Genomic DNA, 15,838 nt, shown 5'->3' with positions numbered 1-15,838 from the left:
CAGCCGGCCGGCGCTAGAGTGCCCCCAGGATAAAGAACCAGGCGGCGCCGGATGAAAGCGCCGCGACGAGGCCGACCGGGTGTAACGTCCCTTCCTCCCGGATCGACAGAGGCCGGAAGCACGCCGCCGCAGGCTGCTTCCGGCCTTGCTTGTCGTTCGTCCGCCCCCTTGGCGTCCTCCCTTTGCTTTTCATCCATTGGCGTCTATCACCATGCCGACGCCCTGCCGGGTGAGACACCACGAAGACGCAAGCGCCTAATGACGGATCTCTTCCATCCCACGCCAGGCAATCCGCCGCCGCAAAATGTCGCCGGCGGCTTTTTCACCACGCGCGACGGCAAGAAGATCCGCTACGGCCTGTTTGCCGCGGTCACTCGGCCGCTGAAAGGCACCGTCGTGCTGCTGCCCGGCCGCAACGAGTGCATCGAGAAGTATTTCGAAACCATCCGCAACCTGACCGACCGCGGCCTCGGCGTCGCCACGCTCGACTGGCGCGGCCAGGGCGATTCCGACCGGCTGATCGCCGACCCGCAACGCGGCTATGTCCGCTCCTTCTACGATTACACCGGCGACCTCGAACAGTTCTTCGAGGACATCGTGCTGCCCGACTGCCGCGGCCCGTATTACATCCTCGCCCATTCGATGGGCGCCGTGATCGCGCTGCTCGCGGCGCCGTCGATGGTCAACCGGGTGCGTCGAATGGTGCTGATTGCGCCTTTCCTGACGGTGCCCGACTCGCCCGTGTCGGCAAAAACGGCGCGCCGCGTCTGCTCGGTATTGTGCTTTCTCGGCCTCGGTCGGCTCTACGCCGCCTGGGGTCCGCGTCCCAGGGAAACCCTGCCCTTCGCCCTCAACAAGGTGACATCGGACCCCGGGCGCTATCAGCGCAACACGAAAATCTACGAGCACTATCCGCAACTGGCGCTCGGCGGGCCGACGATCCGCTGGCTGCAGGCGGCAATCAAGGCAGGCGAAGCCATCAGCGAGCCCGACTTCATGGCCAGGATCCAAGTGCCGCTGCTGATGATCGCCGCCGGCGCCGATCAGGTCGTCTCGACCAAGGCCGTGGAAGCCTACGCCAGGCGTCTGCGCCTCGGCTCGCTGCTGATGATCGATGGCTCGAAACACGAGATCCTGCAGGAGGCCGATGTCTATCGCGAGCAGTTGCTCGCCGCCTTCGACGCCTTCATACCCGGCAACGACGACCCCACAGCCTGATGCCGCCGGCGCTGCATGTTACGGCGCCTTGAGCTTGCGCCTGCTGACAGCCTTCTGTCAGGAGCAGCGCCGGCAGCACACAAAGAGCTAAAGATTCTGACAGCCGGTGCCGCCCCGGAATGCTCATCTCTCCGTGTCGAACCGAACGCCAAGGAGATGACGTCATGACCGAGAAAACCTGCGCTGCCTGCGATTGCCAGCTGGACGCCAATCCGATCCGCGTCAAGGTCGGCGGCAAGACCGTCGAGGTCTGCTGCGAGGAATGCGCGATTGCGCTGAACGAAGCCGGCGCCTCAGTGGCCGGCGCATCAGTGGCCGGCAACGGGGAAGCCTGAGCGATGCGCCCCGATCATGCAGCGGCGGCGCAATGCCTCGCACATCAGCCGACAACTCAAACCGCGACGTTCCGGCGGTCCTTGCGGACACAAGGCATCGCGGCGGCCAACTGGATCGGCCGTCAACTGGAAAGGCGCCGAAGCCGCCTTGCCTTGCTCGAAATGACCGACGAACAGCTCAAGGACATCGGTCTGTCGCGCAGCGACGCTCACTGCGAATACATGCGCCGTTTGTGGGACTGAGCCATGGCCGCTACGAAGGGCCCGACAGGTGAAGTCTCCTGACAGGTTTGGACAAGCCAATCGCCTAAATGTGCCGGAGCAGCTTTCGGTGCAAGGGTAGAATGCAACGGCCATGTCTCAGCTCACCATGTCGCAGTTCACGGTACAGACGCTTCTGGACACCGGCACCGTCAGGGTGAGGGATGTCCTCTGCAGCGGCGAATGCCGGCACAAGAGCGAAGAAGAGTGCACCGCTGCCACGCATCTTGTGTTTCCCTATCGCGGCGTCTTCGTGCGCCATGTCGGCCGCAACGATGCGGTCGCCGAAGCCAACCAGTTGTTGTTCTTCAACAACGCCGAAGGCTACCGGATCAGCCATCCCGTCGAGGGTGGCGATTCCTGCCTCGATCTCGTTGTCGAGGAGGCGCAACTGCAGGAGCTGACGCCGAAGGAGCAGTTGCGCTTGGGCAGCGCCGTGGCGTTTCGTCGTCAGCGCCGCCGCATCGACCCGCGGGCTCAGGCGCTGGTGGCGGTGCTGCGCCACAGCCTGAGCCGCAACATTGCCGAAACGCTGGAGGCCGAAACCCTGGCGCTGACGCTGGTGCGGCGCTCCCTCGGCGAGGGCACCTCGCATGCCGCCGGCGCCAGCGCTGGCCGGCAGAAGCTGGTCGATCGCGCCAAGCTCGTCCTGTCCTCGGATCTTTCGCGGCGCTGGACGCTGGCCGAGATCGCCGCTGAAGTCGGGGTGTCACCGGTTTATCTCACGCAGGTTTTCCAGCAGGTCGAGGCGATGCCGCTCTATCGCTACCATCTGCGCCTGCGGCTGGCGCGCGCGCTCGACCTGCTTGGCCGCTACGACAATCTGACCACGCTCGGCCTGGACCTCGGCTTCTCCAGCCACAGCCATTTCAGCTCAGCGTTCAGGCAGGTCTACGGGCGAACGCCGGCGGAATTCCAGCGCTCGATCAAGCCGCGCTGATCGGGTCGACTATCAGCCGCGCAGGGCTGCCATTGCAGCCGCGTGAAGCTCCGGCGTTGCGGCGGCCAGGATGTCGCCGCCCTTTTCCGCCGGACCGCCCTCGAATGTGGTGACGACGCCGCCGGCCTTTTCGATGATCGGGATCAGCGCCACGATGTCGTAGGGTTTCAATCCGGGATCGGCGACGATGTCGACGCTGCCCGAGGCAATCATGGCAAAGGCGTAGCAATCGGCTCCGTACCGGGCGAGCTGGATCTGTTTCTCGAACGCGTCGTAGCGGGTGCGCGCCTCGCCCTTGAAAAGCGCCGGCGTGGTGGTGAACAAGGTCGCCTCGTCAAGCTTCGTCCTCTTGCGGGTCGACAGCTTCCGCGGCCCACCGGGGCCTTCGTAGTGGGAGCCGGAAGCGTTGGCGTAGAACAGCTCGCCGGTGAACGGCTGCGCCATCATGCCGGCGACGGCGTCACCGTCGACCGTCAATCCGACCAGCGTTCCCCACACCGGCAGGCCTGAGATGAAGGCGCGGGTACCATCGATCGGATCGATCACCCAGACATGCCTTGAGGAGATGTTTTCGCTGCCATGTTCTTCGCCAAGGATACCGTGATCGGGATACTCAGCCGAGATCAGCGCCCGGATGGCGCGCTCGGCCTCGCGGTCGGCCTCGGTGACCGGGTCGAAACTGCCTTTTTCCTTGTTGGCCACCGCGCCCTGTGCGCGGAAACGCGGCAAGGTTTCAGCCGCCGCCGCTTGCGCGATCCGGCGCATGAAATCGATGCTGATGTCCACGTGATTCTCCCGCATTGCAGAGTGCCAACCCGGTCTGCAGGCACTTTCCCACCAAAACAAGCCGGTTTATCGATTTATTAGAGACATCAGCGTTGCCGAAATATCACACATCGGCGCCATCGAAACGCATTTTCACATCAGAGTGAATTAAAAAAGCGTGGGATCGATTGACATTTGTGCATCGCACAATAAATTTGTTCTCGGACAGGTTTTCCTGTCCATGCCCTCCTTGGGCGTTTCCTCCCTAGACTTCGACCGTGTCGTGCAAACGATGCGGTCTTTTTTTACGCTGCGGGATGGCCAGCGCGGGATCTCATGAACAGCCGCCGCTCCGTGTCATTCGGCGGCCAGCGGCAGGTCTATGAAGTGGTGGTCGGGCATCGCCATCAGGTCGGCCGAAAAGCGCGCCATATCGTCGGCCAGCGCATCGAAGCCGGCCGATTTCTGGAACGTCCGCTCATTCATGTAGAGGCCGCGATTGACCTCGATCTGCAGCGCATGCAGATGGCGCGCCGGCCGGCCGTAATGCTCGGTGATGAAGCCGCCTGCATAGGGTTTGTTGTGGGCGACGGTGTAGCCCATGCCGATGAGCAGGCCGATCGCCGTCTCGGTCAGGGCTGCCGTGGCCGAGATGCCGAAACGGTCGCCGACGATGAAATCCGGCCGCAGGCCGCTGTCGCCCACCCTGATGCTCGCCGGCATCGAATGGCAGTCGATCAGCACGGCATAGCCGAACCTGGCATGGGTTCTGGTCAATAGCCGCTTCAGCGTCTCGTGATAGGGTTTGTAGACCGCCTCTATGCGCTGGACGGCCTCCGCCAGCGGCAGACGGCCGGAATAGATGTCGAGCCCCTCACCCACCAGCTTGGGCACGGTGCCGAGCCCGCCGGCAACGCGCGCCGAGCGGATGTTGCAGAAGGACGGCACCGGCTCGGCGAACATGCGCGGGTCGAGTTCCCAGGGTTCGCGATTGACGTCGAGATAGGCGCGCGGAAAATTCGCCGCCAGCATCGGCGCGCCCAGCGCCACCGCGCCGCCGAACAGTTCGTCGACATAGCAATCCTCGGAGCGGCGGATGGCGCTCCGGTCGAGCCGCGCCATGGCCAGGAAGCGGTCTGGATAATAGCGGCCGCTATGCGGTGAGTTGAAGACGAACGGAACGCGCTGCTCGGCGCCCGATCGGATTTCGAAGGGTGGAACGACCGAAAAATCTTCGGCTGCCGTCGTCAATTTGAACGAACCCGGAAACAGCAATGCATCATGATGGGAAACTGCCACCTCATCGGCCGCATGTCCAGCATTTCGGCATGTCAGGAACCCCGTCAAATCAGGATTAATGCCGCCAACGTTCACTTGATGTTTACCGTCAGCTCCTCATATACAGGATGGTTAACGGGCTTGCCGGACGGCAGGCTCGGCTGGGGTGATTCGGACGGGACAAGATGGCACGCATTCTGCTGGCGGAAGACGACGACGACATGCGCCGGTTCCTGGTCAAGGCACTGGAGCGGGCCGGCTATCACGTCAGCGATTTCGACAATGGCGCCAGCGCCTACGAGCGGCTGCGCGAAGAACCTTTCTCCCTGCTGCTGACCGATATCGTCATGCCGGAGATGGACGGCATCGAACTCGCCCGCCGCGCCACCGAGATCGATCCCGACCTCAAGGTGATGTTCATCACCGGTTTCGCGGCCGTCGCGCTCAACCCCGATTCCAAGGCGCCGAAAGACGCCAAGGTGCTGTCCAAGCCCTTCCACCTGCGCGATCTCGTCAATGAGGTCGAAAAAATGCTTCAGGCCGCCTGAAGCGCGCACAGTGTGATCTCGCCGCTTCGTCGGCGGCGCGGCAAAACGAGCCTTTCTTTCCCTTTTCCGGCTATTGACGCGCTGGACCAAAAATGGTGTATGCGCGGCTTCGGATGGGCGTGTAGCTCAGCGGGAGAGCACTGCATTGACATTGCAGGGGTCACAGGTTCAATCCCTGTCACGCCCACCATCCTTTCGATAACTTAGCCAAGCCCGTTTTTGGCGCACCCCTTCGACGACTTAGCCGGTAAGGCGGCCACCGCTTATGGCAGCCGCCTCGTGTTTGTGGACATTCTAATGCATGGCGCTCAAAAGTGCCCCGGTTTTGAGACTACGACATGCATAAAAACAAAGACCTAAAGCGCGTCGTCTGAGTCCGTTCAAACGCGACGCGCTTTAGACGTGGCGCGGACTTAGCGTCCTTGAAGGCGCAGGCTCGATGCCGTCCTCCATAAGAATATCCTTCTTGCGAGCGAACGCGACGAAGACGCCTCGTGCTGTCTCGGGTTCCACATCACCAATCAGAGCGGCTTTGCAAGCGCGAATAGCAGCTCTCTGCTCCGGGCTGTTGCCACACCATTCGGCTGCGAATTGATAAGCATCCGCGACCGTGTTGAGTTGGCGGGGAAAGCCCAATCCCACCCACACCCGGACTGGCTTCTCAAAAGGTTTCGATAGCATCATGACCTCCTTTCCTAATGCATGTCACCCAGAAGTATGCCGCGGTTCTGGGACAACGACATGCATCAAAACAAAGACTTAAAGCGTGTCGCATGAATCCGTTTCGCGACGCGCTTTAGGCAGTCACTCCTCCGCCTTCGCCACCTCTGCCCATCATCCACGGCATTGTCGTGGATACTTCCTCAAGGATTCTGGCTGCTTTCGCAAAACCGCTGAACGCGTCTCTGGCTGCGGAAAGCGGATAATCGCTATCGAAAGCTCGCTGGCAGGCCCGCAATGCGGTTTGGTGAATGGGGCCGCGCCTGTCCTTCGGCCATTCATAGAGGAACTCCAGAGCGTCCTCGAGACACGTGATTTCCTGAACAAGGTTGTCGCCGCTTTTCACGAAAACGGCGCTGTCGAACATCCGATCGTTCATATGATCCTCCAAATCGAACGAACCATTGAGTTTCATGGTTTGCGCGGTCCAGGCCAACTGCGGGCGCGCGACAGAGGCGCGCCAGTACGTCCTGCAGTGATCATCTTCGTTTCTCCGCAATCACAGCCTCCCGGCCGAAAACCGGGAGGCGGACCCGCAGTTCAAAGTGTGACAGATCGACAGGATTACGCGGCTTTACGCGCGCGGTCCGTGTCTTGCGTGATCTGAGTGGCGGCCGTCGGCGTGTCGCCCACGCCGATGCTGATGCGGCGCGGCTTCAGCTCTTCGGGAATCTCGCGGACAATGTCGATCGAGAGGAGGCCATTCTCCAGTTTGGCTGCCTTGATCTTCATGTGGTCGGCAAGCTTGAACGTCTGCCTGAAACTGCGGTAGGCGATGCCCTGGTGCANGCTGCCTTGATCTTCATGTGGTCGGCAAGCTTGAACGTCTGCCTGAAACTGCGGTAGGCGATGCCCTGGTGCAGCAGCTGGCGTCCGCTCTGATCATCAGCTTTCTGGCCTACCACGACCAGTTCGGGTCCATGCTGGGTAAGCTCGACCTCATCCTGGCTGAAGCCTGCGATGGCCATCGAGATACGGTAATCGTTCTCGTCGACCTTCTCGATGTTATAGGGCGGCCAGTCTGGACGCGTGCCGCTGTCGAGCATGTCGAAAAGCCGGTCGAAACCGACGGTGGTCCGATAGAGGGTATCAAAGGTTCTCATAGCCACATCCTCCTTGAAGCAACATGGGTACAAGGACGCCGCCCTGTGCGGCGCCGCCATTTTTTGCCGAGCCTTATGGCCTTGGCGGAAATCGAATTAGGAGGCGCCCCAAATGAGTTCAAGAGCATCTCGAATTTTTTTTAGTAGCATCCTTCGCATCGACGGAAAGCGAAATCTGAGTTTCTACGGGACCTTCCCTTCGAACAGTCGAACAGCCCCTTGAAGTACAGATCCGGCGGGAAGTTTTCGCGCGATCTGCGCGACCGCATCGTCTACTGCCCCGCCGTCCCGTTTCGTGTTCAAATGCCGGCCAGCAAGGAACCGGGTAGCGGCCTTCCGATCCGTATCCGCCCTGTCGGGGGCGAAACGTCCCGGCACGTGCCGGGACGTTTCTGGCTCGCGGATCACTGTGGCCGCGGATCGGGCCTGTCGGGCTTGTCATGAGGGGTGTTGTTGCCTTCACGGCACGGTGTGCCGATGCCGCAGCATTTGCCGTTGTAGGTGACACCGGGCTTGGTCTTCTCGCATTCCCTCGGCGGTGCCGTCTGACACCCTGCCAGCACCGAAACCGCGATGGCGGCGAGAAATGCGTTTCTTGAAGTGATAAACATTGACGTTCTCCTTGATGGACCGTGTTTGCTACACACCGCTTGGTCGCGGGCGGCAGCGAAATGGTTCAAGGAAAATTGGAATCAGGCCGCGCCGAGGCGGACACCACCCTTCCCAATATGGTTGAGAAACCACGCATATGTCTGTTCCAATCCACCGCGAAGCGCGTAGCGGGGGCGCCATCCCGTTGCAAACAGCCGCGAAACATCCATCAACTTGCGCGGCGTGCCGTCTGGCTTGGTCGTATCGAAGGCGATATTAGCCTCGACGCCGACGACCGATGCGACGGTCTGGGCAAGCTCGGCAATGGTGACATCCTCGCCCGAACCGACATTGACGTGGCTGTCGCCGGCATAATTCTTCAACAGCCAGACCAAGGCATCGGCGGCGTCGTCGACATGCAGGAATTCACGCCGTGGCGTGCCCGAGCCCCAGACCTCGAGGCTGTTGCCGCCGCTCAGCGCCAGTGCATGCGCCTTTCGCATCAGGGCCGGCACGACATGGCTGGACTGGAGATCGAAATTGTCGCCAGGACCGTAAAGGTTGGCCGGCATCGCCGAGATGTAGTCGACGCCATGCTGGCGCCGATAGGCCTGGCACAGTTTGAGCCCGGCGATCTTGGCGATCGCATACCATTCATTGGTGGGTTCGAGCGGACCGGTCAGCAGCGCGTCTTCCCTGATCGGCTGCGGCGCGAGCTTTGGATAGATGCAGGACGAGCCGAGAAACAAAAGCTTGCCGACCTCGCTGCGAAAGGCGCCGTCAATGACATTGCCCTGCATAACCAGGTTTTGCTGCAGGAAATCGACAGGGAACCGGTCATTGGCCAGGATACCGCCGACTTTGGCGGCCGCCATCACCACCGCATCCGGCCTGTGCTCGGCCATCCAGCGCCGCACCCCTGCCTGGTCGAGCAGGTCGAGCCTGTCGCGCGATACGGTGAGTATCTCGCAGTCCTCGCTCGCCAGCCGGCGCACGACGGCCGAACCGACCATGCCGCGATGCCCGGCGACGAAGACACGCTTGCCTTTCAGATCAAATGTCGCGTCCATGAACCTGCCTCACGCAGAACGGCTGTTCTGCCGCGTGCCGCCGGCGGTGCGCGCCAGATCGGCCTGCACCATTTCCGCCACCAGATCCCTGAAGCCGGTCGTGTGCGACCACCCCAGCCTGGCTTTGGCCTTGGCGGGGTCGCCGAGCAGCAGGTCGACCTCGGTCGGCCGGAAATAGCGCGGATCGATGCGCACCAGGACAGTGCCCGAACCGGCATCGACACCAACTTCATCGACACCCTCGCCTTGCCAGCGGATGGTGCGTCCGGTCTCGGCAAAAGCCAGTTCGACGAATTCGCGCACCGAATGCGCCTCACCGGTCGCCAGCACGAAATCGTCGGCTTCACTGTGCTGCAGAATGCGCCACATGCCCTCCACATAGTCGCGCGCATGGCCCCAGTCACGCTTGGCGTCGAGATTGCCGAGATAGAGCGTGGCCTGAAGGCCGTGATGGATCGAGGCGACGGCCCGCGTGATCTTGCGGGTGACGAAGGTTTCGCCGCGTGTCGGGCTTTCGTGGTTGAACAGGATTCCGTTGGCGGCGAACATGCCGTAAGCCTCGCGGTAGTTGACCGTGATCCAGTAGGCGTAAAGCTTGGCGGCGGCATAGGGCGAGCGCGGATGGAAGGGCGTCGCCTCGCTTTGCGGGACCTCGCGCGCCTTGCCGTAAAGCTCCGACGTCGATGCCTGATAGAAGCGCACCGACTTCTCCAGGCGCAGGATGCGGATCGCCTCGAGCAGCCTGAGTGTTCCCAGCGCATCGGCATTGCCGGTGTATTCCGGCGTCTCGAAACTCACCTGGACATGACTCTGGGCGCCGAGATTGTAGATCTCGCCGGGCTGTGTCTCCTGCACCAGGCGAATAAGGTTGGTCGCGTCGGTCAGGTCGCCATAATGCAGGAAGAAACGCGCACCGCGCTCGTGCGGATCGACATAGATGTCGTCAACGCGCTCGGTGTTGAACGAGGACGAGCGGCGTTTGACGCCATGGACAATATAGCCCTTCTGCAGAAGCAATTCTGCGAGATAGGCCCCGTCCTGCCCGGTTACACCGGTGATGAGCGCCACTTTTTCCGTCATTGCCGCTCCGTCCGCATCCAATCCCGGCAACCGAATACAGATTTGGCGCGAGAACGCAAATCCTCCATACGTGGGATAGGTTTCAGCCAGCGATTGTGTCGTTCTCAGGCACCTGCAACCGCGCAGAAATGCTTCATCCTGGCCAGCGCAAGCTCGGGATCGGCGAGCAACCCTGCCTGGTCGGCAAGGCGGAAGATGTCGGCATAGTGCAGGATGCCGCGCGCCGACTGCATGCCGCCGACCATGGCGAAATGGTCCTGATGGCCGTTGAGCCAGGCCATGAAGACGATGCCGGCCTTGTAATACTCCGTCGGCGCCTCGAAGATCTTGCGCGACAACGGCACTGTCGGCGCCATCAGCGCGTCATAGCCGGCGCGGTCGCCCTCAGCCAGTTTCGCCAGCGCCGCACTGGCGACCGGCGCGATGGCGTCGAAGATGCCGAGCAAGGCGTGCGAGTGCCGCTTCCCGTCGCCGGCAATCAGTACGGGATAGTTGAAATCGTCGCCAGTGAACATGACGACGCCTTCCGGCAGCCGGTTGCGCAAGGCAACTTCCTTGCCGGCATCGAGCAGCGATATCTTTATCCCCTCGACCTTATTAGCATGGCGCTCGATGATGGCGACGACGGTGTCGAGCGCGGCCTCGAAATTGCCGCTGCCCCAATAACCTTTCAGTGCCGGATCGAACATGTCGCCCAGCCAATGCAGGATGACCTTGCCGGATGCCTGGCTGAGGATGCGATCGTAGACGTGCACATAGTCATCTGAGCTCTTGGCCACGGCTGCCAGCGCCCGGCTTGCCATCATGATCGCCTTGCCGCCCTGCCCTTCTATGAAAGCGAACTGCTGCTCATAGGCGGCGGTCACCTCGTCGAGGGTTTTGGCAGCTCCCGGCGCCAGATGATCGGTGCCGGCGCCCGAGGCGAGGTCTGCGCCTTCGACGCTGCGCGCCTCGGCGATCGAGCGGCGGATCAATTCCTGCGCATTCGCCCAGTCGAAACCCATGCCGCGCTGGGAGGTGTCCATCGCCTCGGCGATGCGGAAGCCAAGCCGCCACAAATGATGCCGAAACGCCATCGTCTTGTCCCAATCGACCGCAGGCTTCGACCAGGGGTCGGTCATCGCGAAAGGATCGGCGACGACATGGGCCGCGGCATAGGCGATGCGCGGGAAAACCGCACCGATTACGGGCTCGACCGGACTGCCCGCCAGCTTGTAGCTGACGCGGCCGCCATTCTGCGTAGGCAGGGTGATATCCATGGCAACCTCCGTTTTCGGCATCCTATAAATGGAACGTTCCAATAAATCAAGAACCTTTATGATTGCGGCGATTGAACCGGTCCAAATGCCGAAGAAGGCTAAGAGTCCTTGCTAGGAACCACATTCATCACCTTATCGATCTCCGCAAGAATCCCGATTGACTCTCGGTTGGCAGAGTGATTAGAACGTTCCAATAGATTTGCCCATTTAAGCGGAGGAAACCACCGACATGGCCAGCCGGGCCAAGGCAACGATCCTGGACATCGCCCGCGAGGCTGGTGTGTCCAAATCGACGGTGTCGCTTGTGCTGCAAGGCTCAGGGCTGATCCGGCCTGAAACCGCGGTCAAGGTTCGCAAGGCGATCGAGGATGTCGGCTATGTCTACAACCGCGGCGCCGCCAATCTGCGCAAAGCCCATTCCAACGTCATCGGCATGGTCATCAACGATCTCACCAACCCCTTTTTCGCCGAACTGGCGGTCGGCATGGAGCGCGTCTTCCAGTCAGCCGGCATCGTGCCCTTCATCGCCAACACGGCGGAGAACCCGGTGCGCCAGGAAGAAGTGCTGAAGTCGCTGATGGAACAGGGCGTCGCAGGCCTGATCGTGTCACCGGCACGCGGCACCACGCCGGGCGCCTTCCGTCGCCTCGAGATGGCGGGCGTGCCGGTCGTCTTCGCCATGCGCCGCCTGCCGGACAGCCGCATCCCGGTGATCGCTCCTGACAACCATCGCGGCGCGTATCTCGCCGCCGCCCATCTGATCGGCAAGGGCCATCGCCGGCTGGCCTTCTTCGGCGGCACCTCCGACCTGGTCGTCTATCAGGAGCGCCTGGGCGGTTTTCGTGAAGCTTGCGAGACATTGGGCATGGCCAGACGCGACGTGCTTGTCGTCGAAGGCGAGACCAGCCGCAGGGGCGGGATCGCCTGCCTGGAAACCGCCCTTGCCATGGCCGAGCCGCCGACGGCGGCGCTGTGCTTCAACGACGCCGTCGCCTTCGGCGTCATGCTGGCGCTGCGCAAGCGCTGGCTGGAGCCCGGCGCGGATTTCGCCGTCGTCGGCTTCGACGACGTGGTCGAGGCCGAGCATTATATGCCGGCGCTGACCAGCGTCTCGGTGGACACACCCGGCCTCGGCGAACGCGCCGCCCACGTCATGCTGAAGATGATCCAGTCGCGCATCACGCATGCCGAGGACCATATCGGCGCCGTCAATCTAGTCGTCAGGGACAGCTGCGGTCCCGATCGCGGCGCCCAGGACACATCAGCAGGAATGGGAGACGCGGCATGAGCGTCAAATGGGGACTGATCGGCGCCAGCACGATCGCCAAACAGTTCATGATCAACGCCATCCGCGCGCAAGAGGGTGGCGAGATCGCGGCGGTGATGAGCTCCAGTCCGCAGCGCGCCAAGACTTATGCCGCGGAACAGAATATTCCGCTTGCCGTCTCGAGGCTGGACGACCTGCTCGGCGCCGAAATCGACGCCGTCTACATCTCGACCACCAATGAACTGCATCTCGAACAGGCATTGGCTGCGATCAAGGCGGGAAAGCATGTTCTGTGCGAAAAGCCGCTGGCGCTGAACAGCGCCGACGCGCGCACAATGGTCGCCGCCGCCAAGGAAGCCGGTGTCGTGCTTGGCACCAATCATCATCTGCGCAATGCCGGCGCCCACCGCGCCATGCGCGACGCCATATCAGCCGGCCATATCGGCAAGCCGATTGCCGCGCGCGTCTTCCATTCCGTCTATTTGCCGGAAAACCTGCAGGGCTGGCGCATTACCAAGCCTGAGTCCGGCGGCGGCGTGGTGCTCGACATCACCGTGCATGATGCCGACACGCTGCGCTTCGTGCTCGGCGACGACCCGGTCGAGATTTCGGCCTTCACCCAGTTGGCCGGCATGGCCAGCAGCGGGCTGGAAGACGGCGCCATGTGCATCTGGCGCTTCTGGTCGGGCATCATCGCCCAGTCGCATGAAGGCTTCACAACCAAGTTCGCCGATACCGGCTTTGAGGTGCATGGTTCCGAAGGTTCGCTGGTCGCAAAAAATGTGATGACGCAGAAGCCAGTCGGCTCGGTGCTGCTACGCACCGCCAAAGGCGAGGAAGAACTGAGCTTCGACCGAGAAGACCTCTACGCCAGGTCGCTGCGCCAGTTCCATGCCGCCATGCGTGGAGAAGGCCAGCCCTCCGCCACCGGCGAGGACGGCGTCTGGTCGCTGGCCTCAGCCGAAGCAGCGTTGCAGTCGGCAAAGTCCGGCAAGGCCGTCACTATCGATCCGAAAGGTGTCGTGTGAGCAAGCTCGTCTCCGCCGCTGAAGCAGCAAGCCTCATCAAGGACGGCATGACCGTCTCCGTCTCGTCGTCGAGCGGCCTTGGCTGCCCTGACGCCGTCCTGGCTGCCATCGGCGAGCGCTTCGACGCCGAAGGCCATCCGAAAGACATCACCACGCTGCATCCGATCGCCGCCGGCGACATGTATGGCATCAAGGGCATCGACCATCTGGCCAAGCCCGGCTTGTTGAAGCGCACGCTCTGCGGCTCCTATCCCTCAGGCCCATCCTCGTCCGAGCCGCCGCAGATATGGAAGATGATCGGCGACAATTCGGTCGCCGCCTACAACGTGCCCTCCGGCATCCTTTTCGACATGCACCGCGAGGCCGCCGCCAAGCGGCCGGGCGTGCTGACCAAGGTCGGCCTCGACACTTTTGCCGACCCGCGCCACCAGGGCTGCGCCATGAATGAGGCTGCAAGCGAGCCGATCGTCTCGGTGCAGCAGTTCGACGGCGAGGAATGGCTCTATTTCCGCTCGATCGTGCCCAACGTTTCGATCATCCGCGCCACCACCGCCGACGAGCGCGGCAACCTCACTTACGAGCATGAAGGCGCCTATTTGGGCGGCCTCGAACAGGCGCTCGCCGCGCGCAACAATGGCGGCATCGTCATTGCGCAGGTCAAGCGCGTCGTCGAGAACGGCACGCTGAAGCCGCATGACGTGCGCGTGCCCGGCGTGCTGGTAGACCACATCGTGGTGGCGCCGGACCAGTTGCAGACGACGTTGACGCCTTACGACCCGGCGATTTCGGGCGAGATCTTCCGGCCGTTGTCCAGCTTCCGCAACGCTGAGATGAACGTCCAGAAAGTAATCGCGCGCCGCGTCGCCATGGAATTGCGCGACGGCATGGCGGTCAATATCGGCTTCGGCATCTCGGCAAACGTGCCGCGTATCCTTCTCGAGGAAGACCAGCACGGCAAAGTCACCTGGGTGATCGAGCAGGGCGCCGTCGGCGGCGTGCCGCTGCTCGACTTCAAGTTCGGCTGCGCTTCCAATGCCGAGGCGATCATGCCCTCGCCGCACCAGTTCATCTATTTCCAGGCCGGCGGCTTCGATGCCTCGCTGCTCTCCTTCTTGCAGATCGACCGCCATGGCTCCGTCAACGTGTCGAAACTCTCGGCCCGGCCACATGTCACCGCCGGGGCCGGCGGCTTTGTCGACATCACGGCACGGGCGAAAAAGATCGTCTTCTCCGGCTTCTTCAATGCCGGCGCAAAACTGTCGCTCGCCGATGGCGGCATTCGCATCGATGCAGAAGGCAAGGTGAAGAAGGTGGTCAACGAGGTCGAGCACATCTCCTTCTCCGGCAAGCGCGCCGTCGCACAAGGGCAGGACATCACCTACGTCACCGAGCGCTGCGTGATGAAGCTGACGCCGGACGGTCTGATGGTGACGGAACTGGCGCCTGGCATCGACCTCGAACGCGATGTGCTGGCGCAGTCCGAAACACCGCTCGGCGTCGCCAACGACCTCAAGGTGACACCGGCGGCGCTGTACCAGGATCGGCCGATCGGCCTGTCGCTGAATGGCGGCGCTTCTCTCGGAGGCGCGCATGGCTGAGCGCCTCGTCACCTTCGAGCAGGACGGCGCCATCGGTATCGTCACGCTGCGCCGGCCGGAGAAGTTCAACGCGCTGGACATTCCGATGCTGCGCGCGCTCGAGACAGCGCTCGACGAAGCCGAAATGGCTGAAGGCGTGCGCGTCGCGCTGATCCGCGGCGAAGGCAAGGGCTTTTGCGCCGGCGGCGATGTCGAGGCCTGGGGCGAGATGAGCGCTGCCGACTTTCAGGTGCAATGGGTGCGCTACGGCCACCGCGTCTTCGACCGACTGGCGCGGCTGCGGCAACCGACCATCGCGGTGCTTTCCGGCCATGCGTTGGGTGGCGGGCTGGAGCTGGCAGTCGCCTGCGACTTCCGTGTCGCCGAAACGCAGGTGAAGCTCGGCTTTCCCGAGACATCGATCGGCGTCGTCCCCGGCTGGTCCGGCACGCAGCGCGCCGTGCGCCGCTTCGGGGCGCAGATCGTGCGCCGCATGGCGCTCGGCGGCGAGGTCTTTGCCGCCCCCGACGCGCTCGCCCTCGGCATTGTCGATCGTGTGGTCGAGACCGGCCAGGCGCTGGCAGAGGCCAGGACTTGGGCCGAAAAAATCGCCGGGCGCGGGCCGCTCGCAACCGAAGCCGCCAAGCTGATGATCGCAGTCGCCGAAGGCGAGGAAAGTGCGGCCGCCACCGAGGCGCTCGCCAGCGGCTTCGTTGCGCTGACCGGCGACCTCAAAGCCGGCGTGAGCGCCTTCAAGGCCAAGCAGAGGCCGGCCTTTTCCAGATCTTAGAGAAAGCA

17 protein-coding genes, 1 tRNA gene and 1 pseudogene are annotated in these 15,838 nt (G+C 62.6%); 10 read left to right on the top strand and 9 right to left on the bottom strand.

The annotated features are described in order from the left end of the window. The first annotated feature begins 258 nt into the window (after window positions 1–258). The 4 genes from X751_RS156800 (at window position 259) to X751_RS156810 (ending at window position 2,754) form a co-directional block, all read left to right on the top strand. Window positions 259–1,218, top strand: coding sequence for an alpha/beta hydrolase (locus X751_RS156800; protein WP_023704020.1), 960 nt, complete (start codon window positions 259–261; stop codon window positions 1,216–1,218). Window positions 1,219–1,382: 164 nt separating this feature from the next. After that, window positions 1,383–1,553: a hypothetical protein gene (locus X751_RS1000000167455; RefSeq protein WP_023683236.1), complete on the top strand. Its 171-nt coding sequence runs from the start codon at window positions 1,383–1,385 to the stop codon at window positions 1,551–1,553. Window positions 1,554–1,556: 3 nt separating this feature from the next. Then, a complete protein-coding gene (locus X751_RS156805) occupies window positions 1,557–1,796 on the top strand; it encodes a DUF1127 domain-containing protein (RefSeq protein ID WP_023686421.1) in 240 nt (79 codons plus the stop codon). A 127-nt stretch (window positions 1,797–1,923) separates the two neighbouring features. Then, window positions 1,924–2,754, top strand: coding sequence for an AraC family transcriptional regulator (locus X751_RS156810; protein WP_023744192.1), 831 nt, complete (start codon window positions 1,924–1,926; stop codon window positions 2,752–2,754). A gap of 12 nt (window positions 2,755–2,766) precedes the next feature. Here X751_RS156810 and hisN read toward each other — a convergent pair whose 3' ends face one another. Both hisN and X751_RS156820 read right to left on the bottom strand, forming a co-directional pair. Beyond that, a complete protein-coding gene (gene hisN, locus X751_RS156815) occupies window positions 2,767–3,540 on the bottom strand; it encodes a histidinol-phosphatase (RefSeq protein ID WP_023671197.1) in 774 nt (257 codons plus the stop codon). A gap of 336 nt (window positions 3,541–3,876) precedes the next feature. Next, window positions 3,877–4,818, bottom strand: coding sequence for an N-formylglutamate amidohydrolase (locus X751_RS156820; RefSeq protein ID WP_023733490.1), 942 nt, complete (start codon window positions 4,816–4,818; stop codon window positions 3,877–3,879). 164 nt (window positions 4,819–4,982) lie between these two features. On the opposite strand from X751_RS156820, the gene X751_RS156825 reads away from it, so the two are divergent. Together X751_RS156825 and X751_RS156830 are read left to right on the top strand one after the other, a co-directional pair. Further along, window positions 4,983–5,345 carry a response regulator gene (locus tag X751_RS156825; protein WP_023671195.1) on the top strand — a complete coding sequence of 121 codons (363 nt, stop codon included), beginning with the start codon at window positions 4,983–4,985 and terminating at the stop codon, window positions 5,343–5,345. A 115-nt stretch (window positions 5,346–5,460) separates the two neighbouring features. Further along, window positions 5,461–5,535: transfer RNA gene (locus X751_RS156830), tRNA-Val, on the top strand. Window positions 5,536–5,741: 206 nt separating this feature from the next. Here the strand turns inward: X751_RS156830 and X751_RS156835 are convergent. The 7 genes and pseudogenes from X751_RS156835 to X751_RS156855 form a co-directional block, all read right to left on the bottom strand. Then, complete coding sequence (locus X751_RS156835) at window positions 5,742–6,029, bottom strand: DUF982 domain-containing protein (protein ID WP_245263703.1); 288 nt, start codon at window positions 6,027–6,029, stop codon at window positions 5,742–5,744. Window positions 6,030–6,141: 112 nt separating this feature from the next. Next, a complete protein-coding gene (locus tag X751_RS156840) occupies window positions 6,142–6,564 on the bottom strand; it encodes a DUF982 domain-containing protein (RefSeq protein ID WP_348524324.1) in 423 nt (140 codons plus the stop codon). A gap of 65 nt (window positions 6,565–6,629) precedes the next feature. After that, window positions 6,630–7,168, bottom strand: a pseudogene (locus tag X751_RS01000000163600) (Hsp20 family protein). Between the two features lie 404 nt (window positions 7,169–7,572). Then, on the bottom strand, window positions 7,573–7,779 hold the full coding sequence (locus X751_RS1000000165380) for a hypothetical protein (protein WP_023710933.1): 207 nt from the start codon (window positions 7,777–7,779) through the stop codon (window positions 7,573–7,575). An 81-nt stretch (window positions 7,780–7,860) separates the two neighbouring features. Then, window positions 7,861–8,829 carry a GDP-L-fucose synthase gene (locus X751_RS156845; RefSeq protein ID WP_023744190.1) on the bottom strand — a complete coding sequence of 323 codons (969 nt, stop codon included), beginning with the start codon at window positions 8,827–8,829 and terminating at the stop codon, window positions 7,861–7,863. Between the two features lie 9 nt (window positions 8,830–8,838). Continuing rightward, window positions 8,839–9,909, bottom strand: coding sequence for a GDP-mannose 4,6-dehydratase (gmd, locus tag X751_RS156850; RefSeq protein ID WP_023686427.1), 1,071 nt, complete (start codon window positions 9,907–9,909; stop codon window positions 8,839–8,841). A gap of 104 nt (window positions 9,910–10,013) precedes the next feature. Next, a complete protein-coding gene (locus tag X751_RS156855) occupies window positions 10,014–11,168 on the bottom strand; it encodes a dihydrodipicolinate synthase family protein (protein ID WP_023744189.1) in 1,155 nt (384 codons plus the stop codon). 229 nt (window positions 11,169–11,397) lie between these two features. Between X751_RS156855 and X751_RS156860 the strand changes: the two genes are divergently transcribed. Genes X751_RS156860 through X751_RS156875 form a run of 4 tightly spaced genes read left to right on the top strand, consistent with a single transcriptional unit; the run spans window position 11,398 to window position 15,830 of the window. Continuing rightward, window positions 11,398–12,456 carry a LacI family DNA-binding transcriptional regulator gene (locus X751_RS156860; protein ID WP_023744188.1) on the top strand — a complete coding sequence of 353 codons (1,059 nt, stop codon included), beginning with the start codon at window positions 11,398–11,400 and terminating at the stop codon, window positions 12,454–12,456. Then, a complete protein-coding gene (locus X751_RS156865; RefSeq protein ID WP_023744187.1) occupies window positions 12,453–13,463 on the top strand; it encodes a Gfo/Idh/MocA family oxidoreductase in 1,011 nt (336 codons plus the stop codon). The genes X751_RS156860 and X751_RS156865 overlap by 4 nt, the downstream gene beginning before the upstream one ends. Next, complete coding sequence (locus X751_RS156870; protein WP_023744186.1) at window positions 13,460–15,061, top strand: acyl CoA:acetate/3-ketoacid CoA transferase; 1,602 nt, start codon at window positions 13,460–13,462, stop codon at window positions 15,059–15,061. The genes X751_RS156865 and X751_RS156870 overlap by 4 nt, the downstream gene beginning before the upstream one ends. After that, window positions 15,054–15,830, top strand: coding sequence for an enoyl-CoA hydratase/isomerase family protein (locus tag X751_RS156875; protein ID WP_023744185.1), 777 nt, complete (start codon window positions 15,054–15,056; stop codon window positions 15,828–15,830). The genes X751_RS156870 and X751_RS156875 overlap by 8 nt, the downstream gene beginning before the upstream one ends. The last annotated feature ends 8 nt before the right edge of the window (window positions 15,831–15,838 follow it).

Source organism: Mesorhizobium sp. LNJC394B00 (genome assembly GCF_000502555.1).
In the GTDB taxonomy this organism is placed as follows: domain Bacteria; phylum Pseudomonadota; class Alphaproteobacteria; order Rhizobiales; family Rhizobiaceae; genus Mesorhizobium.
The sequence above is the reverse complement of the archived record's forward strand: the minus strand, read 5'-3'. Positions and strand labels throughout refer to the sequence as shown.

Coding starts and splice junctions, on each gene's coding strand:
- X751_RS156800 (WP_023704020.1), top strand. CDS start 259: ATGACGGATCTCTTCCATCCCACGCCAGGCAATCCGCCGCCGCAAAAT.
- X751_RS1000000167455 (WP_023683236.1), top strand. CDS start 1,383: ATGACCGAGAAAACCTGCGCTGCCTGCGATTGCCAGCTGGACGCCAAT.
- X751_RS156805 (WP_023686421.1), top strand. CDS start 1,557: ATGCGCCCCGATCATGCAGCGGCGGCGCAATGCCTCGCACATCAGCCG.
- X751_RS156810 (WP_023744192.1), top strand. CDS start 1,924: ATGTCGCAGTTCACGGTACAGACGCTTCTGGACACCGGCACCGTCAGG.
- X751_RS156825 (WP_023671195.1), top strand. CDS start 4,983: ATGGCACGCATTCTGCTGGCGGAAGACGACGACGACATGCGCCGGTTC.
- X751_RS156835 (WP_245263703.1), bottom strand. CDS start 6,029: ATGATGCTATCGAAACCTTTTGAGAAGCCAGTCCGGGTGTGGGTGGGA.
- X751_RS1000000165380 (WP_023710933.1), bottom strand. CDS start 7,779: ATGTTTATCACTTCAAGAAACGCATTTCTCGCCGCCATCGCGGTTTCG.
- X751_RS156845 (WP_023744190.1), bottom strand. CDS start 8,829: ATGGACGCGACATTTGATCTGAAAGGCAAGCGTGTCTTCGTCGCCGGG.
- gmd (WP_023686427.1), bottom strand. CDS start 9,909: ATGACGGAAAAAGTGGCGCTCATCACCGGTGTAACCGGGCAGGACGGG.
- X751_RS156855 (WP_023744189.1), bottom strand. CDS start 11,168: ATGGATATCACCCTGCCTACGCAGAATGGCGGCCGCGTCAGCTACAAG.
- X751_RS156860 (WP_023744188.1), top strand. CDS start 11,398: ATGGCCAGCCGGGCCAAGGCAACGATCCTGGACATCGCCCGCGAGGCT.
- X751_RS156865 (WP_023744187.1), top strand. CDS start 12,453: ATGAGCGTCAAATGGGGACTGATCGGCGCCAGCACGATCGCCAAACAG.
- X751_RS156875 (WP_023744185.1), top strand. CDS start 15,054: ATGGCTGAGCGCCTCGTCACCTTCGAGCAGGACGGCGCCATCGGTATC.